Annotated in this window: 21 protein-coding genes; 11 read left to right on the top strand and 10 right to left on the bottom strand. The window is 33.5% G+C overall.

Annotation, left to right across the window (positions count from 1 at the left end; all coding sequences use genetic code 11):
- Positions 1–95 precede the first annotated feature (95 nt).
- The 4 genes from ffh (at position 96) to OS188_RS12040 (ending at position 5,192) form a co-directional block, all read left to right on the top strand.
- A complete protein-coding gene (gene ffh / locus OS188_RS12055) occupies positions 96–1,424 on the top strand; it encodes a signal recognition particle protein (RefSeq protein ID WP_267149102.1) in 1,329 nt (442 codons plus the stop codon).
- Between the two features lie 318 nt (positions 1,425–1,742).
- Complete coding sequence (locus OS188_RS12050; RefSeq protein ID WP_267149101.1) at positions 1,743–2,618, top strand: bifunctional 5,10-methylenetetrahydrofolate dehydrogenase/5,10-methenyltetrahydrofolate cyclohydrolase; 876 nt, start codon at positions 1,743–1,745, stop codon at positions 2,616–2,618.
- 33 nt (positions 2,619–2,651) lie between these two features.
- On the top strand, positions 2,652–3,353 hold the full coding sequence (locus OS188_RS12045) for a YwaF family protein (RefSeq protein ID WP_267149100.1): 702 nt from the start codon (positions 2,652–2,654) through the stop codon (positions 3,351–3,353).
- Positions 3,354–3,452: 99 nt separating this feature from the next.
- On the top strand, positions 3,453–5,192 hold the full coding sequence (locus OS188_RS12040; RefSeq protein WP_267149099.1) for an alpha/beta hydrolase-fold protein: 1,740 nt from the start codon (positions 3,453–3,455) through the stop codon (positions 5,190–5,192).
- A 21-nt stretch (positions 5,193–5,213) separates the two neighbouring features.
- On the opposite strand, the gene rluF is transcribed toward OS188_RS12040, so the two are convergent.
- From rluF to OS188_RS12015, 5 genes are read right to left on the bottom strand one after another with little or no spacing between them, the layout of a single operon-like run.
- Complete coding sequence (gene rluF / locus OS188_RS12035) at positions 5,214–5,975, bottom strand: 23S rRNA pseudouridine(2604) synthase RluF (protein ID WP_267149098.1); 762 nt, start codon at positions 5,973–5,975, stop codon at positions 5,214–5,216.
- A gap of 18 nt (positions 5,976–5,993) precedes the next feature.
- Positions 5,994–6,821: an alpha/beta hydrolase gene (locus OS188_RS12030; protein ID WP_267149097.1), complete on the bottom strand. Its 828-nt coding sequence runs from the start codon at positions 6,819–6,821 to the stop codon at positions 5,994–5,996.
- Positions 6,818–7,192: a cupin domain-containing protein gene (locus tag OS188_RS12025; protein ID WP_267149096.1), complete on the bottom strand. Its 375-nt coding sequence runs from the start codon at positions 7,190–7,192 to the stop codon at positions 6,818–6,820. Before OS188_RS12025 ends, OS188_RS12030 begins: the two co-directional genes overlap by 4 nt.
- A 37-nt stretch (positions 7,193–7,229) precedes the next feature.
- On the bottom strand, positions 7,230–7,781 hold the full coding sequence (locus OS188_RS12020) for a hypothetical protein (protein WP_267149095.1): 552 nt from the start codon (positions 7,779–7,781) through the stop codon (positions 7,230–7,232).
- A gap of 51 nt (positions 7,782–7,832) precedes the next feature.
- Positions 7,833–9,365 carry a helicase HerA-like domain-containing protein gene (locus OS188_RS12015; RefSeq protein WP_267149094.1) on the bottom strand — a complete coding sequence of 511 codons (1,533 nt, stop codon included), beginning with the start codon at positions 9,363–9,365 and terminating at the stop codon, positions 7,833–7,835.
- Between the two features lie 199 nt (positions 9,366–9,564).
- Between OS188_RS12015 and OS188_RS12010 the strand changes: the two genes are divergently transcribed.
- Complete coding sequence (locus OS188_RS12010; RefSeq protein WP_267149093.1) at positions 9,565–10,197, top strand: 7-carboxy-7-deazaguanine synthase QueE; 633 nt, start codon at positions 9,565–9,567, stop codon at positions 10,195–10,197.
- Positions 10,198–10,302: 105 nt separating this feature from the next.
- Here OS188_RS12010 and OS188_RS12005 read toward each other — a convergent pair whose 3' ends face one another.
- Positions 10,303–10,836: a DUF2911 domain-containing protein gene (locus tag OS188_RS12005; RefSeq protein WP_267149092.1), complete on the bottom strand. Its 534-nt coding sequence runs from the start codon at positions 10,834–10,836 to the stop codon at positions 10,303–10,305.
- A 278-nt stretch (positions 10,837–11,114) separates the two neighbouring features.
- On the opposite strand from OS188_RS12005, the gene asnB reads away from it, so the two are divergent.
- Positions 11,115–12,803, top strand: coding sequence for an asparagine synthase B (gene asnB / locus OS188_RS12000; RefSeq protein WP_267149091.1), 1,689 nt, complete (start codon positions 11,115–11,117; stop codon positions 12,801–12,803).
- Positions 12,804–12,852: 49 nt separating this feature from the next.
- Here the strand turns inward: asnB and OS188_RS11995 are convergent, their stop codons facing one another.
- A complete protein-coding gene (locus OS188_RS11995) occupies positions 12,853–14,364 on the bottom strand; it encodes a hybrid sensor histidine kinase/response regulator (protein WP_267149090.1) in 1,512 nt (503 codons plus the stop codon).
- A 542-nt stretch (positions 14,365–14,906) separates the two neighbouring features.
- Between OS188_RS11995 and gyrB the strand changes: the two genes are divergently transcribed.
- The 5 genes from gyrB (at position 14,907) to secDF (ending at position 23,245) form a co-directional block, all read left to right on the top strand.
- The gene (gyrB, locus tag OS188_RS11990) at positions 14,907–16,856 is read left to right on the top strand and encodes a DNA topoisomerase (ATP-hydrolyzing) subunit B (RefSeq protein WP_267149089.1); all 1,950 of its coding nucleotides are present in this window, start codon (positions 14,907–14,909) and stop codon (positions 16,854–16,856) included.
- Positions 16,857–17,082: 226 nt separating this feature from the next.
- Positions 17,083–18,096 (top strand): DUF6588 family protein, encoded by a 1,014-nt coding sequence (locus OS188_RS11985; RefSeq protein ID WP_267149088.1) that lies wholly within the window; start codon positions 17,083–17,085, stop codon positions 18,094–18,096.
- Between the two features lie 310 nt (positions 18,097–18,406).
- Entirely contained in the window at positions 18,407–19,333 is a 927-nt protein-coding gene (gene mdh, locus OS188_RS11980; RefSeq protein WP_267149087.1) for a malate dehydrogenase, read from the top strand.
- Between the two features lie 120 nt (positions 19,334–19,453).
- Complete coding sequence (locus OS188_RS11975; RefSeq protein ID WP_267149086.1) at positions 19,454–20,116, top strand: hypothetical protein; 663 nt, start codon at positions 19,454–19,456, stop codon at positions 20,114–20,116.
- Positions 20,117–20,266: 150 nt separating this feature from the next.
- On the top strand, positions 20,267–23,245 hold the full coding sequence (gene secDF / locus OS188_RS11970; protein WP_267149085.1) for a protein translocase subunit SecDF: 2,979 nt from the start codon (positions 20,267–20,269) through the stop codon (positions 23,243–23,245).
- A 124-nt stretch (positions 23,246–23,369) separates the two neighbouring features.
- Here the strand turns inward: secDF and OS188_RS11965 are convergent, their stop codons facing one another.
- The 3 genes from OS188_RS11965 to lgt form a co-directional block, all read right to left on the bottom strand.
- Positions 23,370–24,227: an alpha/beta hydrolase family protein gene (locus OS188_RS11965; protein WP_267149084.1), complete on the bottom strand. Its 858-nt coding sequence runs from the start codon at positions 24,225–24,227 to the stop codon at positions 23,370–23,372.
- 110 nt (positions 24,228–24,337) lie between these two features.
- Positions 24,338–24,850 carry a DUF192 domain-containing protein gene (locus OS188_RS11960; RefSeq protein WP_267149083.1) on the bottom strand — a complete coding sequence of 171 codons (513 nt, stop codon included), beginning with the start codon at positions 24,848–24,850 and terminating at the stop codon, positions 24,338–24,340.
- A 1-nt stretch (position 24,851) separates the two neighbouring features.
- Entirely contained in the window at positions 24,852–25,781 is a 930-nt protein-coding gene (gene lgt / locus OS188_RS11955; RefSeq protein ID WP_267149082.1) for a prolipoprotein diacylglyceryl transferase, read from the bottom strand.
- Positions 25,782–26,043: the final 262 nt, after the last annotated feature.

The following is a 26,043-nucleotide window of genomic DNA, read 5'->3' as shown; positions in this document are numbered from 1 at the left end:
TAGCAACTCTTTTTTTATATAATATATTCTATGTGAAACTTTATAAATACACTTGAAATTGCTATTTTTGTGCCTCTTAAAAATGAAGATTTATTATGTTTAATAATTTAAGCGAGAAGTTAGATAAAGCCTTACATGTTCTAAAAGGACACGGAAGTATTACAGAAGTAAACGTTGCCGAAACCTTAAAAGAAGTTCGTAGAGCGCTTTTAGATGCCGATGTTAACTTTAAAATTGCTAAAGAATTTACCGTTCGTGTAAAGGAAAAAGCACTTGGTCAAGATGTATTAACTACATTACAGCCAGGCCAATTAATGGTTAAAATAGTTAAAGACGAATTAACCGAATTAATGGGAGGAGATGCAGAAGGTGTTAACTTATCTGGAAATCCGAGTATTATTTTAATGTCTGGTTTACAAGGTTCTGGTAAAACAACTTTTTCTGGAAAACTGGCAAACTTTCTTAAAAACAAAAAAACAAAGAAACCTTTATTAGTTGCCTGTGATGTGTATCGTCCGGCTGCAATAGACCAATTACATGTAGTTGGAGAGCAAATTGGGGTTGAAGTTTTTAGCGATAGAGGAAATACAGATCCGGTAGCTATTGCAAAAGCTGGTGTAGCTCATGCAAAAGCTAATGGGTTTAATGTAGTAATTATAGATACAGCCGGTCGTTTGGCGGTAGATGAAGCCATGATGACCGAAATATCGAATATTCATAAAGCCATAGAGCCACAAGAAACACTGTTTGTAGTGGATTCTATGACGGGGCAAGATGCTGTTAATACTGCAAAAGCCTTTAACGATGTCTTAAATTTTGACGGGGTTATCTTAACAAAATTAGATGGAGATACTCGTGGGGGAGCAGCAATTTCTATTAAATCTGTAGTAAATAAACCCATTAAGTTTATTGGTACAGGAGAAAAAATGGAAGCTATTGATGTTTTCTATCCATCGCGTATGGCAGATAGAATTCTTGGAATGGGAGACGTTGTTTCTCTTGTTGAAAGAGCTCAGGAGCAATACGATGAAGAGGAAGCAAGAAAAATTCAGAAGAAAATTGCCAAAAACCAATTTGGTTTTGACGATTTCTTAAAGCAGATTCAGCAAATCAAGAAAATGGGGAACATGAAAGACCTTATTGGAATGATTCCTGGAGCTGGAAAAATGATGAAAGATATTGATGTAGACGACGATGCTTTTAAAGGTATTGAAGCTATTATTCATTCCATGACTCCTTTAGAGCGTACAAACCCATCAGTTATTAATGCTAGTAGAAAAAAACGTATTGGAAAAGGTTCTGGAACATCTGTGCAAGAAGTAAATCAGCTGCTTAAACAATTCGACCAGATGAGTAAGATGATGAAGATGATGCAAGGAGGAAAAGGAAAAGCCATGATGCAGGCTATGAAAGGAATGAGATAATTTGTCTCAGTTTTCTGTGAAACAACTTACTAGAATGCTACTGGTGAAATTTTTGAAATAAATTCGAGGTTAGATTTTGCTCTAGCTTCCAAATGTATTACGATTGAACAATAGACAGGTTTATCAATTAAAGTAATTTAAATTGGTGAATGAATAAAATATATGATTAATAATCCAGGGAAGTTGGGAGTGAAAGAGGACCATCTAAGTTGTTATTAATTATAACCAAGAATCCTTCCTGATTGAAACTGGAAATTATAAACATGTATAACAGAGTAAGTCTGTAAACTGTGACTGCGACTGAAAACTATTTTAACTATGACAATTTTAGACGGAAAAAAAGTAAGCAACGACATTAAAAATGAAATTGCTGAAGAAGTAAAAAAAATGAAGGCTAAAGGAGAAAAAGTACCTCACTTAGCTGCTATTATTGTTGGAAATGATGGTGCCAGTTTAACCTATGTAGCTAGCAAAGTAAAAGCTTGCGAACGCGTAGGTTTTGAGTCTACCATGGTTAGAATGTCTAATACTACAAGCGAAATTGAGCTTTTAGATAAAATTCACGAATTAAATACCAATCCGGAGATTGACGGATTCATTATTCAGTTACCTCTACCAAAGCAAATAGATACGCAAAAAGTACTAATGGCTGTAGACCCAGATAAAGATGTGGACGGATTCCATCCCATGAATTTTGGAAAAATGGCACTAGATATGTCTACTTTTATTCCTGCAACGCCATTTGGTATTCTTGAGCTTTTAGATAGATATAATGTAGAAACTAAAGGAAAGCATACAGTTGTAATTGGTCGTTCTCATATTGTAGGTCGTCCAATGAGTATTTTAATGGGAAGAAAGGGTTTTCCAGGGAACTCCACAGTTACCGTAACTCATAGTCACACAAAAAACATTACTCAAATAACCTCACAGGCGGATATAATTATTTCAGCACTAGGCGTGCCAAATTTCCTAAAAGCAGAAATGGTAAAAGACGATGCAGTAATTATTGATGTTGGAATTACTCGCGTTGCAGACGATACCTCTCCAAAGGGATATATTATTACGGGAGATGTCGATTTTAAAAATGTGAGTAAAAAAGCAAGTTTTATTACTCCTGTTCCAGGTGGTGTAGGACCTATGACAATTGCTATGTTGTTAAAAAACACGTTATTAGCTAGAGAGTTGCGCCATTAGTACTTTAATTATATTTAAATACAATATATAAGTGTGTTTTTACAGATAGAAATAGGAGGTTTTCTGCACGAAATGCCAATTATTATTGCTTTTATATTAGGTGTTTCTATTATTTTATTTGCAAAAAAGGTTTTAAATAGTAAACAGCAGTTTGGTCTGCTTCTCTTTTTATCTTTGTGTTTATCTTTATTTGTTATCGGGGTTATTGTTTATTTGCTCTTTACGAATAATTTTGATATCAAAACGGATTTACCTCTCTATTTAAGTAGTTTTTCAGCATTGATTTTCCCAATTATTGTATTCTTAAATAAACCTTTACTTTTTAGAATCTTTTATTTCTGGTGTCTAGCTTGGGGAGTACAAGCTATCTCCACTCCCGATATATTGGATAGTTATCTATCTTTAGAATATTTTCGTTATTGGATTGTACATCTTGGGACTATTATGATCGTGTTATATGGTGTATTTGTCTTAAAAATATACCCAAATTTCAACAGCGTATTTTTGTCTATTTTAGCTTTACAAGGATACATTTTAATTATTTTGTTAATTAACGAGATTTTAGATTCTAATTATATGTATTTAAGTGTAAAGCCAGAATCTGTGACTGTTTTAGATTATTTAGGGCCCTGGCCTTATTACATTTTAGGACTGCAGTTATTTCTTATTCCTTATTTCTTATTATTTTATTTGCCATTTTACTTTTATAATAATAAAGCTAATTCAATTAGTTAATATTTGGGTCTATTTGTTTTCTTATTGAAAATGGCTTGTTGAAGAGGTTGGTTTTGTGTTTTTAATAAAAAACGTACCTTTCATAAAATAACCAAGCTTATGAAATCTTTATCGAAACTCACATTATTGTTATTTATATTTGTTTTAGCTTGTCAATCTAAATCTTCCAATATGTCTTCTGAAATCTATATTTCTGTATCTTATTCTGATAGTCTCAATCTTGAAAATCTGGATGGAAGGTTGCTTCTTATTCTAGCAGATGGGGAAAAGGAGGAACCTCGTTTTCAAGTAACATACGGTTTAAACGCACAACCCATTTTTGGGAAAAATGTGGACCAGTTGCAACCTAATGAAAAAGTTGTGTTTTCTAAAGAAGGTTTTGGCTTTCCGTACGAGTCTTTATCGGAAGTTAAGCCAGGCGAATATTATGTACAAGCTGTATTGCATGTCTATGAAACCTTTAATTTGTCTACCGGACAAACTGTAAAGCTTCCTATGGATAATGGAGAAGGACAGAAGTGGAATATTTCTCCAGGAAATTTGTATAGTAAACCGGTAAAAATAGAAATTACAAAAAACTCCCTTCCAAAACTCCATATTGTTTTAGATCAAGTTATTCCAGAAATTGAGCAGCCAGAAGACACTGAATGGATAAAACATATTAGGATGAAATCTGATTTGCTATCCCAATTTTGGGGAAGAGATATGTATGTTGGAGCTCATGTGTTATTGCCAAAAGGGTTTAATGAACATCCAGAAGCCAAATATCCACTAATGGTTTTTCATGGACATTTTCCAAGCGATTTTGGAGGTTTTAGAACCACACCTCCCGATCAAAATTTAGAACCTGAATATTCAGAGCGTTTTGGAATTGATGGTTATAATATTATTCAGCAAGAGGAAGCTTATAATTTCTATAAACGCTGGAATGAACCAGATTTTCCAAGATTTTTAATTATTGAAATACAGCATCCAACACCTTATTACGACGATTCTTATGCGGTAAACTCTGCTAGCCAAGGTCCTTATGGAGATGCGCTTACCTACGAATTAATTCCATATATAGAAAAAATGTTTAGAGGTCAGGGCGAAGGTTGGGCTCGGTTTTTATATGGAGGATCAACAGGAGGATGGGAAGCTCTGGCGGTACAAGTAAAATATCCTGAAGAATACAATGGATGCTTTGCGGCCTGTCCGGATCCAATTGATTTTAGAGCGTATTGCCTAAACAATTTATACGAAGATGAAAATGCGTATTATGTAAAATCTAATCATAACCCTGTGGAAATTCCTGGTCATAGAGATTATTTAGGAAATATAAGTGCTTCCATGAAATCCATTAATCATTTGGAATTAGTTCTTGGTAATAAATCTCGTTCTGGTGAGCAATACGACATCTGGGAAGCTACATATTCACCTCAAGGAGAAGATGGGTATCCGCAACGTATCTGGGATAAATATACAGGTGAAATAAATCATGAAGTGGCTGAATATTGGAAAGAGAATTATGACTTAAGACACATTTTAGAACGTGATTGGGACAAATTAGGTGAAAAATTAAAAGGAAAAATTCATATTTACTGTGGAGATATGGACAATTATTATTTAAATAATGCCGTTTATTTAATGGAAGATTTTCTGGAAAGTACAACCAATCCTTATTACGATGGCGAAGTAGCTTATGGAGATCGTGCCGAGCATTGCTGGAATGGCGATCAAGAAAATCCAAACCATATTTCTAGATTGCGTTATAATAGTATGTATGTGCCAAAGATTATGAAACGTATTATGGAATCTGCTCCAAAAGATGCAGATTTAACAAGCTGGCGCTATAAATAACAAGATAGCTTATAAGAACGATTATCGATGTCTATTTCTTTTCTTTGTTCCAGTAGGTTTAACTTGCTTAGTGGATTCACCTAATAAATCGGATAATTCTTTAAACTCGGTGTCTGTTAACTCTCTATACTCTCCAACTGGAATATCTAACTTTATATTCATTATGCGAACCCGTTTAAGTGTTTGTACCTCGTAATTTAGATATTCGCACATGCGACGAATTTGTCTGTTTAAACCTTGGGTAAGTATAATTCTAAATTCGTAGGTTCCAAGCTTTTCAACTTCACACTTTTTAGTTATAGTATCTAAAATGGGAACACCTTCCGACATGTGTTTTATAAAGGTTTGCGAAATAGGTTTATCCACTGTTACAATATATTCTTTGTCGTGATTGTTGTTGGCTCTAAGTATTTTATTTACAATATCGCCATCATCTGTTAGAAGAATTAGACCCTCACTTGGCTTGTCTAGTCTTCCAATGGGAAAAATTCGTTTTGGGTAGTTAATAAAATCGATAATATTGTCTTTTTCAACACGGGTATCTGTTGTACAAACTATGCCAATAGGTTTATTAAAAGCTAAATAAACAAATTCTTCTTTGGTGTTTTTAATTAGTTCTCCATCTACATGTACCACATCGGTTGGGCTTATTTTTGTTCCCATCTCTGGAACTTCTCCATTAATAGTTACACGTCCAGCATCGATAAGTTTGTCTGCTTCGCGACGAGAGCAATAACCAACTTCACTTAAAAACTTATTAATTCGTTTTAAATTTTCTTCCATAAGACAAAGATAGTAACTTTAGTTTTCTAAAAATTCGTAAATGTAATTTGAAACTTCGTCTGTTGCCAACGAATGACCAAAACCTTCAGTTGAAATCAACCTACTATTTTTGTATTTATTTTTAATTAAAATAGCGTCGTTGTAAGGAATTATTCCATCTTTTTTATCGTGAATAATCAAGCCTTGTGAAGTGATTTTTGCTGCATATTTTGCTGTAGAAAATTCTTCAGGAAACTCTCCAAAACGTTCCTTAATAAGTTTTTTAAGATGTTTTATAACACGATTGCTAAAGCTAAGCATGTCTGTATAGCGAGTTAAAACGTCAATGAATTCTGAGGGCGCGCCTAAAAATATCAGTTTTTGAATGGATTCTTCTTGATATTTAAATTGATAATAAGCCGTTGCCATTCCGCCAACCGAATGCCCGATAATAATATTTGGTTGGAATCTTTCTGCCACAACTTTTATAAATTCGGAATAAACAATAGCATTAAACCTATTGCTTCCAGAACGCCCGTGAGCCGGAGCATCTAATGCTACAACTCCATAGCCTTTTTGCTTTAAATTGGTTATAAGGGTTTGCCATCTGGCCGAGTTACTTTCCCAGCCATGAGCTAATAAGATGGTTTCTCTTTTTCCAAGCCACCGGTAGGTCATGATTGGCATATTGTTAAAAGTGAGTTCCTCTCTAAAAGCGGTGTCTAAAAAATCGGATTGTTTCTCATTTATCTCACCTTTCATAGGTTTGGTAAATAGAAATAAAGCCATTCTAGCTGCTAATTTTGGGAAAAATATACCAACAATATTTATAAATAAACCTATTAATTTTGAGAGAATAAATTTCATTCGGTCTCTCTATTTACAAGATCTATAGAAAAAGCAGGTAAGCAAATGGCAAGATATTCGCAAACTTCTGTAAACGGATTGGAGTATTGTACTCTTGTGTTTTTTTTAATTTTAATAGACTGGCCGGCTTCTAATATAAGTTCTTCTCCGTCTATAATAAATTGTTTTTTACCTTTTATAATAAATGTGTACTCGTCGAATTCTGGGGTTTGAAACGGTTCGCTCCAACCAGCAGGTGCTGTCATGTGCGCAATGCTTAGTTTTGAATCTCCATGAGAAGCATTTCCAAAATGTTCTTTAATTATTTTTCCATCGGTTGTTGGAACAATAAATGGGGAATTTTGAACAGTGTATTTTTTATTTTTTTGCATGTGTTTATAAATTACAGCGATTTCAATTTCATCTGGCTTACCAGCCTACCATAAAATATTTAATTTTTGCTTTTCCTGGTATTTGTACAGCATCAATTTTAGCATTTGTATCAAACTGCAGTTCAGCTGGTAATTCTGTTTTGGAAATGGTAAAAAAGGCATTGATTTCGTCTACAAAAACCACAACATTTTTAAGCGTATTTTGGATACTTGAAATTTTATAGTTCTTTTCGATATCTGCAAAGGTGCTATGAGTTGAAATGCCCTTATCTGTTTTAAATCTAGGGTCTAATATTTTTATTGTTTTTATAGTGGACGTAGGTTCTTTTACCTTATTCGGGGTTAGAATAAGTAGTTTATTACTTGCTTTGTCAAAAATATCAATATCTGTACGGTTATAAGTAAACTCCGGATCAAGTAGTCTTTCTACCACAGAATCGTTTGCAAAAACAGTTTTAAGATCTTGCACTTGTGTGGAGTCTGTTAATAAACCAATATGTTGTTTGCTAACTTGAAATGGATTTTGCTCTTTTTTACAGCTAATAAATAAAAGAGATACAATGGCTAAACTAAAAGCGATTTTTTTCATTTGATAAATAAGTGTGTTTTTAATTTGTTTTTATTTGTAATAAATGGGGTGTTATTTTTTTATGACTTTATTAAGAATTCCGAAAACACTTCTAATAAAAACAGCACTTGTAAGCACTTTTACTATTGGGTTCATTCGGGTGCTTTTTCTACTAGAACTACTTTTAGATTGCGCTTTTTCAAGGGCTTCTCTTTCTTTTCGTGCTTTTTCCTTTAATTCTTCGGTTTCGGCCTGTTCAATTTTATCATTGAGCAATTCGTAAGCACTTTCCCTATCAATTTCTTCATTGTATTTTTTAACTAATTTGGAAGTGTCTAAAAGCTCATTCAGCTCCTTATCTGTAAGAATGTCCATTCTGCTCATTGGAGCACGCATCATAGTTGCAGCTAATGGAGTTGGTCGTCCCTTTTCATTTAAAGCAGAAACTAAGGCTTCTCCTGTTCCTAAAGAAGTAAGAACGCTAGCAGTGTCGTAATATTCTGTGTCTGGATAGTTTTGTGCTGTAAGTTTAATGGCTTTTCTATCTTTAGCCGTAAAAGCTCTTAAGGCATGTTGAACTTTTAAACCCAGTTGAGCTAAGACGGCTTCTGGAACATCTGTGGGGTTTTGAGTAACAAAATATAGACCAACTCCTTTACTTCTAATTAACTTTACAATACTTTCAATTTGGTTTAATAAAGCCTTAGAGGCCTCGTTGAAAATTAAGTGTGCTTCGTCTATAAACATTACAAGTTCAGGTCTTCCTGTATCTCCTTGTTCCGGAAAAGTGGAATATATTTCCGCTAATAAACTCAACATAAAAGTTGAGAATAATTTAGGTTTATCTTGAATATCTGTTAAGCGAATAATGTTTATATAGCCTCTGCCATTTTCGTCAAGTCTCAATAAATCTTGTGGATCGAAAGAGGTTTCTCCAAAGAATAAATCGGCTCCCTGTTGTTCCAATTCCACCAGTTTTCTTAGAATAGCTCCGGTGGAAGCTGTTGAAATGCGTCCATAGGCATCTTCAAACTCTTGTTTACCCTCGTTAGTAGCGTATTGAAGAATCTTTTTAAAATCTTTAAGATCTAAAAGAGGTAAATGATTATCGTCGCAATATTTAAAAATAACAGAAATAATACCCGCCTGAGTTTCGGTAACATCTAAAATTCTAGAGATTAGAACAGGGCCAAACTCACTAATGGTGGCTCGAAGTCGTACACCATTCTGTTCAGAAAGAGTTAGTAATTCAACAGGAAAAGCTTTGGCTTCAAAAGGCAGGCCTATTTGTTCGTGACGTTCATCGATTTTTGCATGTCCGGGACTGGCTTTTGCCAATCCGCTCAAATCGCCCTTAACATCCATAAGTACAACAGGAACACCCTTTTCGCTTAGGTTTTCTGCAATTACTTGAAGAGTTTTTGTTTTTCCAGTTCCTGTGGCTCCTGCAATTAAACCATGTCTGTTCATGGTTTTTAGTGGCACATTAACAAAAGCGCTTTCCACCGTTTTTCCGTCTAACATTGCCGAACCTAAAGTAATATATTCTCCTTTGTTTTTGTTGCCTTCGGTAATATGATTAAAGAACGCATTCTGTCTGTCCATCTGTCTTGAAATTTTGCATAAAAATACTAATCTTTAAGCTAAACATTTGAAAAATCTTTCAACATTTACTCTGAAAGTTATTGTGCTAAAGAAAAGAAGAGCTATAAGTTTATAATTATGAAATAGATGTGAAATATTTAATTTTAAATACGTGGGTACATAATTAGTTTAAATACTGAAATAGTTACCTTTGCAATCTATGACAAAAAGCGAAAGACAAGAGTTGATAGATAAGGGGTTAATGTTGCCTTTAATGGAGGAGTTTTATACCATTCAAGGAGAAGGTTTCCATAAGGGAACGGCTGCCTACTTTATTAGAATTGGCGGCTGCGATGTAGGTTGCCACTGGTGTGATGTTAAAGAAAGTTGGTTAGCAGATTTGCATCCTCCAACAGATACAGAGAAGATAGTAGAACAAGCGGCTAAGTATAGTAATACCATTGTTGTTACAGGAGGCGAGCCACTTACTTGGGATATGGGACCATTAACTGAGCAATTAAAAGCCAAAGGACTTCAAACTCATATAGAAACCTCCGGAGCTTATAAATTAACGGGAACCTGGGATTGGATTTGTCTTTCTCCAAAAAAGCTCAAACTCCCTACCGAAGAAGTTTATAAAAAAGCAGATGAATTAAAATGTATTATTTTTAATAAGGACGATTTTCGTTTTGCCGAAGAACAAGCTGCAAAAGTAAGTAAGGATTGTATTTTGTACTTGCAACCTGAATGGAGCAAACGAGATAAGGTGGTTCCTAAAATTGTAGACTATGTGATGGCTAATCCAAAATGGAAAGTGTCTTTACAAACACATAAATATTTGAATATACCGTAGTAGGTTTTTAGAGTTTATATGGCATGTTCTAAAAATAGATAAAGACCAAAAAAAATGTTCCAGTTTTAAAACCTGGAACATTTTTTATTTAATATCTCATTTTTCTTATTTAATAGGAACCGCAACTCTTAAAGTTCCCCATCCTAAATGCATGGTTCCATCGTCATCAAAAGTAATAGAAAATGCTTCTAAAGATTTTTTGCCTTCGGAAGTTTCTGCCATAACTCTAACAACATCGTTTGTTTCGTTATAAGAATAAGCCCCCCAAACATTAATATCTGAATTTAAAATAACCGTCCATTCTTTTTCACCTGGAATGGTAAACATAGAATACGTTCCAGCTTTTACCTGCTTGTCTCCAAACATTTTGTCTTGATAAAAAGTAATCTCTACGGCTTCATTAGCTCCGGTTCTCCAAACTTTTCCATTTGGTGCAAGTTTTTTAACATCTCTTCCTTTTAATTGTGGTCTGCTGTAAATAACTTTTACTTGCTTATCTGACACTTTATAACTGCTTGGAAAAGAAGCTGCATCCATCGGGCTTTTGTCTAAACCACTAAAGTTTTGCGCAGAGATAGTTGTTGAAAATAATAGGACACATGCAAATGTCAAGACGGAGAATAATGTTGATTTTTTCATAATTTTTTTTATAAATATAATGGAATAAAAATAAATAGATTTTAAACTATGTTAATTTTAACGCTAGTCCTTTAATATTATTATGAAATTCATGCTATCTACAAGGAAGTTTCATTCTATAAAAACAATTAGTAGTTAATCTTTAATAATGTTTCATTTTTAAATAAATTTAATTAATAATGTTTTAATATGTAATCTATTGTTCGTTTATTGTTTCGGTATTCATAAATTGACCTCATATTTGTGTTAGATTTGAAACTATTAAAAAGAAATAGATTATGTGTGGAATAGTATGTGCTTTCGATTTAAAGCAAAAAACTGAAACTTTAAGACCTCAAGTTTTAGAAATGGCTAAAAAAATTCGTCATAGAGGTCCGGATTGGAGTGGAATTTATAGCGATGAAAAAGTTATTATGGCTCACGAGCGTTTGGCTATTGTGGATCCGGCTTCAGGAAAACAGCCATTATTAAGTGATGATAAGCAACTTGTTTTAGCAGCAAATGGTGAAATATATAACCATAGTTCTCTGAGAGCGCAGTTACTAAACACATATAATTTTCAAACAAAAAGTGATTGCGAAGTTATTCTAGCTTTATATAAAGAGAAAGGGGTTGACTTTTTAGACGATTTGAACGGGATTTTTGGGTTTGCGATCTACGATGTGGAAAAGGACGAATATCTTGTGGCCAGAGATCATATGGGAATAATACCTTTATATATTGGTTGGGATGAACATGGAACGTTTTATGTAGCATCCGAATTAAAAGCCCTTGAAGGTGTTTGTACTAAAATTGAGCTTTTTCCTCCAGGACATTATTTATCTAGTAAAACTGGAGAATTTGTAAAATGGTACAAGAGAGATTGGACCGAGTTTGATGCTGTAAAAAACAATACGACAGAGATTGCTGAATTACGTCAAGCTTTGGAAGACGCCGTACACAGACAATTAATGAGCGATGTGCCTTATGGTGTTCTGCTTTCTGGAGGCTTGGACTCTTCTATTACCTCTGCCATTGCAAAAAAATATGCCCAACGACGCATTGAAAGTAACGACAAAACCGAAGCTTGGTATCCGCAATTGCATTCTTTTTCAGTGGGTCTGAAAGGGTCTCCAGACTTAAAAGCGGCAAGACAGGTGGCAGATCATATTGGAACCATTCATCACGAAATAGAGTTTACTGTTCAAGAAGGCTTAGATGCAATAAAAGATGTAATCTATCAATTGGAGACTTACGATGTAACTACTATTAGAGCCAGTACACCTATGTATTTAATGGCAAGGGTAATTAAGTCTATGGGAATAAAAATGGTGTTATCTGGTGAAGGTGCAGACGAGATATTTGGAGGTTATTTATATTTTCATAAAGCTCCAAATGCCCAAGAATTCCATGAAGAAACGGTTAGAAAATTAAGCAAACTACATCAATACGATTGTTTAAGAGCAAATAAAAGTTTAGCTGCCTGGGGTATTGAAGGACGTGTGCCATTTTTAGATAAAGAATTTATGGATGTGGCTATGCGTATTAGTCCACAAGATAAAACCATAGATGGAGAAGCTACAGATTCTCGCGCAAAACAAGGCATGGAAAAATGGGTACTTAGAAAAGCTTTTGAAGATATGCTACCAGAATCTGTGGCCTGGAGGCAAAAAGAACAATTTAGTGATGGTGTTGGCTACAGTTGGATTGATAGTTTAAAGGAAGTTGTTGCTAAAGAAATTACAGACGAACAATTAGCAAATGCAAAATATAAATTTCCAATTCAGACTCCAACCAGCAAGGAGGAGTTTTATTACCGCTCTATTTTTGCTGAGCACTTTCCAAGCGATACAGCTGCTTTAAGTGTTCCGCAAGAAGCAAGTGTGGCGTGTAGTACTAAAATTGCTTTAGAATGGGATGAAGCCTTTAAAAATATGAACGATCCAAGTGGCAGAGCTGTTGCTAAAGTGCATGCAGATGCGTATTAAAAAGAAGTATTAAGTAGAAAGCTGTCTAAATTGCAATTAGACAGCTTTTTTAATTAAATACTTGTATTTCGGAAACTGGATTTGGGGTCAAATGTTCTATTCTGTCAATAACTCGGAATAGTTTTGTTTTATCTAAAGGTTTAGAAATACAATCTATAAAACCTGCTTCATAAACGTTATTAATAATATCTGAAGATGAATAAGCCGTATGGGCTATAATTGGTAGAAAGGGTTTAAAGCTTTTTATAATATTTCTCGCTTCGTAGCCGTCCATCTTCGGCATTTTTAAATCCATGATAACCAATTGAATAGATTTGTTTTTTCTGCAAATATCAACGGCTTCTTGTCCGTTATTAGCTCTGATTAAGGTGTAATTTCTAACACTCAAAACGTGGCTAATAAGCATAAAGTTAACATTGTTGTCTTCGGCAATTAATATGGTTAAGGGCTTTGCTTTATCTGCCGAGTTTAGTTTTACTTGTTTTTCAGTCTCTATTGGTAAACTGTTTAATTTTAGAGGTATATGAAAGTAAAATGTTGTACCCACATTTTCTTTAGAATTTAACCAAATTTTACCACCAAGCATTTCAACATAAGCTTTTGATATGGCTAAGCCTAATCCTAAACCGTGTAAATTCATAGTCTGGTCATTCTGAATTCTATTAAAGCGATTAAAAATTTTATTAAAAGCCTCTTCAGAGATTCCTATTCCGGTATCTTTTATATAAAATTCTAAAGCATTAATCTCAGGAGTAATATTGTATCCAAATTGTACAGAGCCTTTTTCTGTATACTTTACAGCGTTATTAATTAAATTAACAAACACTTGTTTAAATTTTACTTCATCTGTTATAAATTGAAAGACTACCGGATGTTTGGGCGAATCAAAAATTAACTTTAAATCTTTATCCTTAGGGATAGTAATTTCAATGGTTTTTTGGAGCTCATTTAAAGTTCCATCCAAATTAAAAGCGCCAAATTTAGGTTTTACCTGATTTGTATCGATTTTAGACATTTCAATCAAATCGTCAATAATAGAAACCAAGTTTTTTCCACTGCGATTAATTATACTTAAATATTCTTTTATTTCAGATTCCGATAATTTTTGAGAACTTAGAATGTCTGAGAACCCTAAGATGGCATTCATAGGTGTTCTAATTTCGTGAGATAGATTGGTCAAGAATGATGATTTTAAAAGATCACTTTCCTCTGCTTTTTCTTTTGCTTTTTGAAGCTCTATTTTTTGAATATTATTATTAGAAAACAAATTTCCAATATGCGAAAACTCTAGAGATGTTTCTTGTAATTTGGTAATTGCAGAAGCGTCATTTTCTTCCAGTATTTTCGTAATTAAGCCTAATGGTTTGTTCAATAAAACATTGAAGATATAGATGTAGATGCTGAGTGTTATTAAGAAGCTTACTAGTACAATGGCTAAAAACAATACGTTTTGATTGCCAATTATAAAGTAAGAGAAAACACATATTAAAAGAAAAATAAAACCAGTAGATCCGTAAATAGACAACACAGTTTTGTAGGTAGAAGAATTTCTAATTTTCATAAGTAATATAGTAGAGTTGGGATAGCAATATATTAAATTATTTTGTTAAATGTTAAATAAAAGTTAACACCAATTTGAATTCAACCTTAAAAAATTGTTTTTTTAGGGGTAATTGATCATATTATTCAATTTGGTTGTAATAGTAGTTGATTTGGAATAGAAAAAAGAAATAAACGAGGTAGCAGCTTAAATAGATAGTTTTAAATTCTAGTAGTTTATTTTGGTTTAAAATTGCCATTTTTTATACTTAGCAAAATTTAAAATTTCACTTGTAAGAGGTTTTTCTTCTTTTCTTGTTCTGATAGCTAGTTGATAATTGTCTAAAACTTAATTTAAGCATGTTTTTAAGCGATTTAAGACGTTTTCACGTAATTAACAAATGTTAATAAATTTGAGTCAAACTTGTTAATTTGCTTTCTAAAAGCGTTAATTATTCGTATCTTTGTTTGTATTCAAAAGTCCCGATACATCGGGATTTTTTTGTGAAGTCATTTGCTGACTGAACAAGCTAAAAAAATAAAATTAACTACAAACGTTTTTATATGAGCGATAATAAAGAGGAAATTAAAAAGCACAATTATTCGGCTGATAGTATTCAGGCTTTAGAAGGTATGGAGCATGTGCGTATGCGTCCTTCCATGTATATTGGAGATGTTGGTACAAGAGGACTTCATCACTTGGTGTACGAAGTTGTAGATAACTCTATCGATGAGGCTATGGGTGGATACTGTGATAATATTACAGTAACTATTAATGAAGATAATTCTATTACCACAGAAGATGATGGTCGTGGAATTCCGGTGGATATCCATAAAAAGGAAGGTGTCTCGGCATTAGAGGTAGTTATGACTAAAATTGGTGCTGGAGGAAAATTCGATAAGGATTCTTATAAAGTATCAGGAGGTCTTCACGGAGTTGGGGTAAGTTGTGTAAATGCTTTGTCAGAGCACTTAACCGCTACTGTGCATAAAGATGGTAAAATATGGGAGCAGGAATACGAGAGAGGAAAAGCCATGTATCCTGTAAAAGAAGTTGGTACAACAGATAAAAAAGGAACTATAGTTACCTTTAAACCTGATACAACAATTTTTACCCAATCTATCGAATTTAGCTATGATACTCTAGCTAGTAGAATGCGCGAATTGGCGTATTTAAATAAAGGTATTACTATTCACTTGGTGGATAGACGTAGCTTAAAAGAAGATGGTTCTTTTGAAGGAGAAACTTTTCACTCAGAAGAAGGTCTTAAAGAGTTTATCAAATTCTTAGATAGTAATAGAGAATCATTGCTTCAAGATGTTATTGCTTTTGAAGGAGAAAAGAATGGTGTTCCTGTTGAGGTTGCCATGGTTTATAATACCTCTTATGCTGAGAACTTACATTCTTATGTAAACAATATTAATACCCACGAGGGAGGAACTCACTTATCTGGTTTCCGTCGTGGATTAACCCATACACTTAAAAAATATGCCGATGAATCTGGGATGTTAGATAAGTTGAAATTTGATATTGCTGGGGATGATTTCCGAGAAGGTTTAACAGCTATTGTTTCGGTAAAAGTTCAAGAGCCACAATTTGAAGGGCAAACAAAGACAAAACTTGGAAACAGAGAAGTTTCAGCTTCTGTTAGTCAGGCTGTGTCTGAAATGTTAACCAATTTTTTAGAAGAAAATCCAGATGAAGCTAAAACAATTGTTCAAAAAGTAATTTTAGCAGCTCAAGCTAGACACGCAGCTCAAAAAGCTCGTGAAATGGTACAGCGTAAAACTGTAATGAGTATAGGTGGTTTACCTGGAAAATTATCTGACTGTTCTGAACAAGATCCGGCAAAATGTGAAGTATTTCTTGTCGAGGGAGATTCGGCAGGTGGTACAGCCAAACAAGGTAGAGATAGAGCGTTCCAAGCTATTCTTCCATTACGAGGAAAAATTTTGAACGTAGAAAAAGCAATGACTCATAAGGTGTTTGAAAACGAAGAGATTAAAAATATCTTTACGGCACTTGGAGTAACAATTGGAACAGAAGAAGATAGCAAAGCTTTAAACTTATCTAAATTACGTTACCATAAAGTAGTAATTATGTGTGATGCCGATATTGATGGTTCGCATATTGCTACTTTAATTTTGACTTTCTTCTTTAGATATATGAAAGAACTTATTGAAAACGGACATATATACATTGCAACTCCACCTTTATTTTTAGTTAAAAAAGGACAGAAAAAAGAATATGCATGGTCTGAAGAAGAGCGTGACTCAATTGCAGAAGAACTTGGAGGAAGCGTGAGTATTCAACGTTATAAAGGTCTTGGAGAGATGAATGCAGAACAACTTTGGGATACTACAATGAATCCAGAACATAGAACAATGCGTTTGGTTCAAATAGACAATGGCGCCGAAGCAGATAGAATATTCTCTATGTTAATGGGAGACGAAGTGCCACCTCGTAGAGAATTTATCGAGAAGAATGCTGTTTATGCAAATATTGATGCCTAAACAATTTAGAGCACTTGTATTGCATTAAGCAAAACAAGTAAGCTCCAGATATTGTTTTAGAGTATCTTTAATTTACTTAAAAAAACCTGTAGGATCGATTAAGGTTCAACAGGTTTTTTTATAACAAGCTATAGTAAGTATTTTCCGTTTATAGACAATAAATGTTAACCTTCTAAGTTAAATAGCTATTAAGTAGTTGTGCTTTTAATCTTAACCTAATTTTGTTATGCGTACAGGTCTTTCCTTTTTAATTTTATTTTTAGTTTCCTTTTCATTCACTGCCCAAAATAATATAGACGAATTATTAGCTGCAGGTATTGATGACGCCAAGCGTTTTAGTACAGATTATTTAGCTCCGGCAACAGAAGGGTTAATGTATGGTATAAATAACGGTTGGTTTAATCACGCCAAAGGACAGAAGCAATTTGGTTTCGAAATAGGCTTGGTTGCTAATACCTCTTTTATAAATGATAAGAAGAAATCGTTTGAAATGAGAGCTAGCGATTATAACAACATACGCTTTCCAGATAATAGTGCGTCTAAAATGGTGGCTACGGCTTTGGGACATAACAATCCAGATATATCTGTAATTATTACTTACGATGATCCTATTTTTGGAAATCAAGAAACAGAAATAACCTTACCAACAGGACTTGGCTCTTCGGGAGTTAATTTTATACCAACCGCTTTTTTACAAGCTAGTTTTTCACCATTTAGAGGAACACAATTAAAAGCGCGTTATTTTCCAAAAGTAGAAACTAACGATGTTAAAACAGGGCTTTACGGATTCGGGATTCAGCAGGAATTTACAGCATGGTTGCCGCGAGATAAATTTTTTCCTGTGGCCATTTCGGGCTTAATTGCTTATACACATTTAGATGGCAGTTACGATTTTACAAATTCAAGTATAATAGAAGGCAATAGCCAACAAGTAAGTACAGATGTTAATACCTTGTTATTTGAATTAATTGCTTCTACAAACTTTAAGGTGCTAAATGTATATGGAGGACTTGGTTATTTAAACGGTAAATCGGAAACAGACTTGCTTGGAACCTATGTGGTTACAGATGGGGTATTGTATACCGAAGAAATTATAGATCCGTTTTCTATTGAAGATAAAACTTCAGGAGTTAGAACGACGTTAGGAGCTCATGTAAAACTTGGTTTTTTTGCTCTAAACTTAGACTATACCTTTGCAGAATTTGATAGTGCTTCCCTTGGATTAAATTTTTCATTTTAGATTTAGCAAAATCTTAAAACAATTTTAGTTTAAAAATGTTAAATTTGCTAAAGTTTAGTAATTGTACTGCTAAACAGGTAGATGAAAATTGAAAAACACAAAACTTTCAGACGTATTTCTAAGAAATAAATGTGGACATATAATATGGACAGGATTATTTTATTATATGGACTGTTGTTAGTTTTATACTTTTAATATCTTCCTATAATTATAGAAGAATTCAAACTTTTGATTTAACCCGATTAAAAATTAAATGGTTTTAAAACGGGGATAAATCATTCTTATATTAACTTAAAATAATAATTATAATATGAAAGTAACAGTAGTTGGAGCAGGGGCAGTAGGAGCAAGTTGTGCAGAATACATAGCGATTAAAAATTTTGCTTCAGAAGTGGTTTTATTAGACATTAAAGAAGGTTTTGCCGAAGGGAAAGCCATGGATTTAATGCAAACGGCTTCATTAAATGGATTTGACACGAAAATAACAGGGGTAACTAACAATTATTCAGCTACTGCAAAGAGCGATATTTGTGTAATTACTTCGGGAATTCCTAGAAAGCCAGGAATGACACGTGAAGAATTAATTGGTATTAATGCTGGAATTGTAAAAGAAGTATCTTCAAACTTAGTAAAACATTCACCAGAAACTATACTTATTGTTGTAAGCAACCCAATGGATACTATGGCCTATTTAGCTTCAAAATCTACTGGATTACCAAAAAACAGAATTATTGGAATGGGTGGAGCTTTAGATTCTGCACGTTTTAAATATAGATTAGCAGAAGCTTTAGGTGCGCCAATTAGCGATGTAGATGGAATGGTTGTTGGTGGACATAGTGATACCGGAATGATTCCTTTAACAAGATTGGCTACAAGAAACTCGGTTCCTGTAACTGAATTTTTATCAGAAGACCGTTTAGAGCAGGTTAAGGCAGATACCAAAGTAGGGGGAGCAACTCTTACAAAATTATTAGGTACGTCTGCTTGGTACGCTCCTGGAGCAGCAGTAAGTGGTTTAGTACAAGCTATTGCATGCGACCAGAAAAAAATGTTCCCTTGTTCAGTTCTATTAGATGGTGAATACGGATTGAAAGATATTTGTATTGGAGTTCCAGTAATTTTAGGAAGAAACGGGATCGAAAAAATAGTTGAAATAGACTTAAACGATGCCGAAAAAATAAGCATGAAAGAAAGTGCAGAAGCCGTAAGAAAAACAAACGGACTTTTAGAATTATAAGAAATTCTATAATATGTCATTCTGATACATGGCTTTAAGAGTTGCCCCTTTTTATTAAAGATTCTTACATTTATCAGGATGACATTTTTTTATATAAACCAAAAACTTAAACTATTATTTATGAAAAATATATTTTTAGCCTTTTTAATTACTGTTAGCAGTTTAGGCTTTTCGCAAGAAAAACTTACAGAAGGCGTGGTTACTTCTAAGCAAACTATGTCTACAGACAATGAGGAATTGCAAGGTCAGCTAGCTATGATTGGAGATATTATAACTACAACGTATTTTAAAGGAAATAAAACGCGTTCTGAATCTAATAATTTTATGACAGGCTCTACTGTGGCTATTATGGATAACGATAATAACCAAATGTTTATGAGTCTTAATAATCAAAGTACAGGTAAAACGTATTCAATTCAACCTATGGAACCGTCAGAGGAAGATATGGAGAATGTGGTTGTTACAAAAGGAGACGAAACTAAAAATGTTCTTGGATACGAATGTCAAGAATATAATGTAGAAATAAATAAAGATGGTGTAGTTGTAAAAATGGATGTGTATACAACAGATAAGTTAAGTGCTATCTCTCAACAATCTGCAATGATGGGAACGGATTTAAATGGATATCCACTTTACTTAACTATGAATATGAATCAGATGGGAATGAATTTAACTATCACTCAAGAGGTTACAGAAATTAAGAATGAATCTGTTCCAGATGATAAATTTGATATGACACCTCCAGAAGGTTACGAAAAAACTGACAAGTTACAAGGCATGTAAGCCATTAACTTTTTAGCAACAAAAAAAAACAGCTTTTTATAGCTGTTTTTTTTTGTTATATATCCTAAACATTTTGTTAAATAAGTCTAGAAGATATATATTTGCTCGTTTTAAAAATTCAGAACAAAGAACTAATTAATTTAATAAATAATGCAGAATAAAGGATTAGTAAAACTATTTGCAATTTTATTTGGTTTGGTAAGTATTTACCAATTGTCTTTTACATTTAAGGCAAACAGTATAGACGAAGATGCAAGAGTGTATGCAAGTGGCGATGCAGTTAAAGAACGTCAGTATTTAGATTCTATAGCTAACGAAAAAGTGTATAGCTTAGGAGTTGCCGATTACACCTATAACGAGGTTAAGGAAAACGCCATGAATTTAGGTCTTGACCTAAAAGGTGGAGTCAATGTTATTTTACAAGTATCTGTAAAAGACATTTTAAAAGGATTAGCTAATTATAGTAAAGATCCTGTTTTTAATCAGGCTTTAGATAACGCTTCCGAACTTCAGAAAAGTAGTCAAAATACATACTTAGAAGATTTCTACATAGCTTTCGACGCAATTAAAGGAGACACTAAATTGGCTTCTCCAGAAATTTTTGCCAATAGAACGTTAAGCGAAGAAATTACTTTCGATATGTCCGATGATCAGGTAAAACCTATCATCTCAAGAAAAATTGACGAGTCTATTATTTCCGCTTTCGAAGTCTTACGTAAACGTATTGATGAGTTTGGTGTAACATCTCCAAACATTCAGCGTTTAGGATCTTCTGGTCAAATTCTTGTAGAATTACCAGGTGTTAAAGATGTAGAACGTGCTACTACCTTATTACAAAGTACAGCTCAATTAGAGTTTTGGGATGCTTATAAAGGTGAACAATTCATGGGCTTCTTAAATCAAGCTAACGAATTGATAAAAGAAATTGAAGCTCCAGAACAAGAAGCTACAGATGAAAACGAAGAAGGAATTGAAGATTCTGAAGATTCTAAGATTTCTGACTTATTAGGAGACGATCCAGATTCTTTAGATGTTGAAAATAATCCAATTGGAAAATTAATTAGAGGTTTTGGTTACCAAGGCGGTCCTGTTGTAGCACAATTTGCTATAAAAGATAAAGACAAAGTTCTTGAGTATTTAAATATGCCTCAAGTTAGAGCTTTACTTCCTGCAGAAATGCGTAATGTTAAGTTCTTATTTGGAAAACCAGCAAAAGACAGCGAAATAGTAGATTTATACGCTTTAGTTGGAAATAGAGATAACCTTCCTCCTTTAAGTGGAGCCGTAGTTACAGATGCACGTCAAGAATATGGCCCTACAAGTAAGCCAGTAGTTTCTATGCAAATGAATGCTAAAGGTGCTAAAATCTGGGAAGAAATGACTGGAAATGCATTTACTCAAGGTTCTCAAATTGCTATTGTATTAGATAATGTGGTGTATTCTGCACCAGGAGTTACCACAGGAGCTATTTCTGGAGGAAACTCTCAAATCTCTGGTAACTTTACATTAAATGAAGCAACGGATTTAGCCAACGTTTTACGTGCCGGTAAATTACCAGCTTCAGCAGATATTATTCAAAGTGAGGTAGTAGGACCATCTTTAGGTCAGGAAGCTATCGATTCTGGAAAATTATCTTTCTTAATTGCACTTGCTTTAGTGTTGTTATGGATGATTTTCTATTACGGAAAAGCAGGACTTTTTGCTGATATAGCAATGGCATTCAATATTTTATTAATATTTGGTGTGTTATCTGGTTTAGGAGCCGTATTAACCTTACCTGGAATTGCCGGTATTGTGTTAACTATTGGTATGTCTGTGGATGCAAACGTACTTATCTTTGAGAGGATTCGAGAAGAACTCGCTAAAGGAAAAGGACAAAAAGAATCTATACAAGACGGATTTAGTAATGCTTTGTCTTCTATTTTAGATGCCAACATTACAACAGGTCTTACCGCTTTAATCTTATTTATATTTGGAACAGGACCTATTAAAGGATTTGCTACTACCTTAATAATTGGTATTGCTACTTCTTTATTTACAGCTATTTTTATTACAAGATTAATAGTGGATTGGTATTCTGAAAGAGGAGGGAAATTAGATTTCTCTACAAGCTTAACTAAGAATTTATTTAGAAACATCAATATAGACTTCTTAAAGAAACATAAAACTGCTTATATATTTTCAGCAATTATGTTAACTGTAAGTATTGGATCTTTATTTACAAATGGTTTAGATCAAGGTGTCGATTTTGTTGGGGGAAGAACTTACCAAGTACGTTTTGACCAACCCGTAAGCGCATCTGAAATTACAGACCTACTTTCAGAGCCTGAATATTTTGGGTCAGCAGATGCTAAAACTTTTGGTAATTCTAATCAATTAAAAATTACAACTAAGTTTAAAGTAGATGAAACTAGTGCTGAAGTAGATGAAGAATTAAGAAAAACTTTATATACAGCTTTATTACCTCATTTAGAAGGTGTTTCTTATGATGACTTTATGAGTGATAACGAACATAAAACTGTTGGTTTAATGAAGTATTATAAAGTGAGTCCAACAATTGCAAACGATATTAAAACAGCTTCTATTTGGGCTATTTTTGGATCGCTAATTGTTGTGTTCCTTTATATCTTATTCCGTTTTAAAAGATGGCAATTCTCTCTTGGTGCAGTTGCAGCTGTATTCCATGATGTGATTATTGTTTTAGGTGTATTCTCTTTAACATATAAATTTATGCCATTCTCTATGGAGATAGATCAAGCCTTTATTGCAGCTATCTTAACGGTAATTGGTTACTCATTAAACGATACCGTGGTTGTGTTTGATAGAATTCGTGAATTTGTTAACGAACATACATCATGGAATTTCGGTAAAATTATCAACTCCTCTTTAAGTAGTACTTTAAGTAGAACCTTAAATACGTCTTTAACTACCTTAGTGGTGCTATTAGCAATCTTTATTTTTGGTGGAGATTCAATTAGAGGCTTTATGTTTGCCTTAATAGTTGGTGTTATAGTTGGTACATACTCATCGTTGTTTATAGCAACTCCAATAATGTACGATTCTGTAAAAAGAGGAGATGCAGCCGATTCTTTAAAGGATAAACCAAAAGAAGAAGTTGCTGAAGCCTAAGCTCAGATAACTTTAAAGTATATAAAAAAAGTCTTTTTGATATTAATCAAAAGGACTTTTTTGTTTTCGGAATATAGTTTTTAACTGAAGTATTTTGGGCTGGATTCTTTTGCTCTAAAGAAAACTAAGTGTTTTCCTCAATCCAAGTTTCTGTTAAACTCCAAAGAGACTCTTTAAAGGCTTTCTTAAAAAAACCAAAATGTTGAATATCCTTAATCTGAAGCTCTTCAGGTATAAGATGTCGTCTGTCTACTTCTGCCTGAGTGAATTTAGATGCCAGCCAATCTACTGAAGCTTTTGAAGCAAATATGTCTCTTGGAAAACTTAAAGCTAACACATTACATCTAATAGAATTAAAGTATAAACTCGTGTGCTTAAAATGTCCAAACATATATTCTGGGTGAATTCCCCATTCTCTCCATTGGTAAGCCACTTGTTTTGGAATGTTCTCAAATAAGCCTAATTGTTTTGCAGGAAAATAACCAAATAATGGCGTAAATACAGGAATGAGCACATACCAAAACATACACATTCTAAATTTTGAAAATCCTTGAAAGTATTTCCAATAACCTGTTTGTGAAGCAACCGTAATTATAGCATCAACCAATTTAATTTCCGGGTTTAAACCAATAAGCTGTCCTCCAATACTATGTGTTATTAAAACTAATTTATGTTCAGGGTTTTTTTCTTTGGCGTATTTTAATACGGCAGCCTGATCCATTGCCCAAGTATTTAGATTAGCGGTAATTTGCTTAATATTTTTGGAATTAGAAGCACCAATACCATAATAATCGAAAGTATAAACGGTAAAGCCTAATTGAGCAAAGTGGTTGGCAAACCTGAAGTAGTATTTTTGTAAAACCCCAGTTGCAGAAGAAATTACAATACTTTTATGGTTAGACTGTTTAGGCTTAAATACAGACAAAGCTAAGTCCTGATTGGAAGCTGTTGTTATAGTTGTAGTTTTTACGCCGTAGTTCATCTTGTTTTGTGCAGTAAATTAAAACAGGATATCAGTTATTAGAACAGGTGTTAATTTAAGTTTCCTTTTATGATTTCTATTTTACCAATTCACTATAAACCCTTAAATATTTATTGTGAATTAATTACTGAATAACTCATATAATCTCCAACTTGTAGATTCCATTTAGCTACCAAGCCGGCATTTACTTCCAAAACATATTTTGCAGGGAAATTAGATGGGAGCGAGCTTTCATTTAAAGGCTGTGCATTTTCCTGAAAACTTACAATGGTTTTATTCGTATCTAAATAGATGAGATCTAATGCAAACTGTGTGTTTTTCATATAAAAAGAACGAGGTCTTTCATCTTCAAAAACAAAGAGCATTCCACGGTTTTCTTTCATGGAACTTCTATACATTAAACCCGTTTGGGTTTCGTATTCATTATCTGCAATTTCAATATCGATGGTTGAAATGGGTGTATTAGTTTCTGCTTCAAATAGTGTTAATTCGCCTTCTTTAGTAAAAGTAACTTCGGTAGTTTTAATAATCTTTTTATCGTCTTTACACGAAGTTGTTAGGCTTAAAGAGATTATACTTAGCAAAAAAACAAACGAAAGTGAATATTTAAATTTAAAGACCATATTAATCGATTGGGTTTTTAGGTTTATAAACAAACATAAAATACAGACCAATAAGAATAAACGGAATACTTAATAGTTGTCCTGTGTTTAATCCCATAAGTGTTATATACTCGTCGCCTTGTGGTTCTTTTACAAACTCAACAAACAGTCTAATGGTCCATAGAAGCACTAAAAATAAACCAAATAAAAATCCTTGCTGATTGCCTTTATTCGTTTTAGCGTAGAAATACCATAATATTAAAAACACAAACACATAACAAAATGCTTCGTATAATTGTGCCGGATGTCTATAAGGAACGGCTTGTAATAACTCTATAAATTGTGGATTATTTGCAATAGCATCATAAGCTTCTTTTGGTGTTTTCATTCCAGTAAGCTGCATGGCTTCCCCAGGAGCGTATTGGTCTTGAATAAAACGAACTCCAAACGCAGAATCTGTAACTTTTCCAATGATTTCGGAATTAATAAAGTTTCCTATTCTAATAAATATGGCACCCGAAGCTACAGGAATAACAACTCTATCCAGAATCCACATTAAAGATTTGTATTTGTATTTTCTTCGGTAGAGATACATTCCAATAATAATTCCAATAGCGGCACCATGACTAGCTAAACCTTGAAAGCCTGTAAATTCGAATTCTGGATGAAATCGAAAAGGTAAAAAGATGCTAAAGAAATCTTGAGAAATCAACTCAGATTGATAGAAGATTACATGTCCTAGACGCGCACCTAACATAGTAGCAAAAACCGTATATATAAATAAGGGGTCTAAGTATTCTAATTTTACTTTTTCTTTTATAAATATGCGTTTCATAATATACCATCCTAACATAAAGGCGGTAATCCACATCACGCTATAAAAATAAAGTTTGAAGTTTCCAATGATATCGATTCCAGAGATTGGGTTCCAATCGAATTTAAGTAAAAACATAGAGTATATTTTAGGATTGTAAATATAACATTTAAAGGTTATTTAAATGAATATGTTAAAAAGGATTAACGAGAATTTATCATAAATTTGGATGAACCAATATTTTTGTTGTGATAAATGCTGTAGGGACAGGTCGCGTACGGACAGGTCGCGACCTGTCCCTACAGTAATTTTTAGTTGTCATCCGTCTCGGGAACTGGATCGTAGCCAGAACGTCCCCAAGGCGATGGAACGCAGAAGAAAATGTACTGTGTACATTTTT

This window comes from Xanthomarina sp. F1114, from assembly GCF_026410255.1.
Classification (GTDB): Bacteria; Bacteroidota; Bacteroidia; order Flavobacteriales; family Flavobacteriaceae; genus Xanthomarina.
Note: the sequence above shows the minus strand (reverse complement) of the source record. Positions and strands in the feature narration are given on the sequence as shown.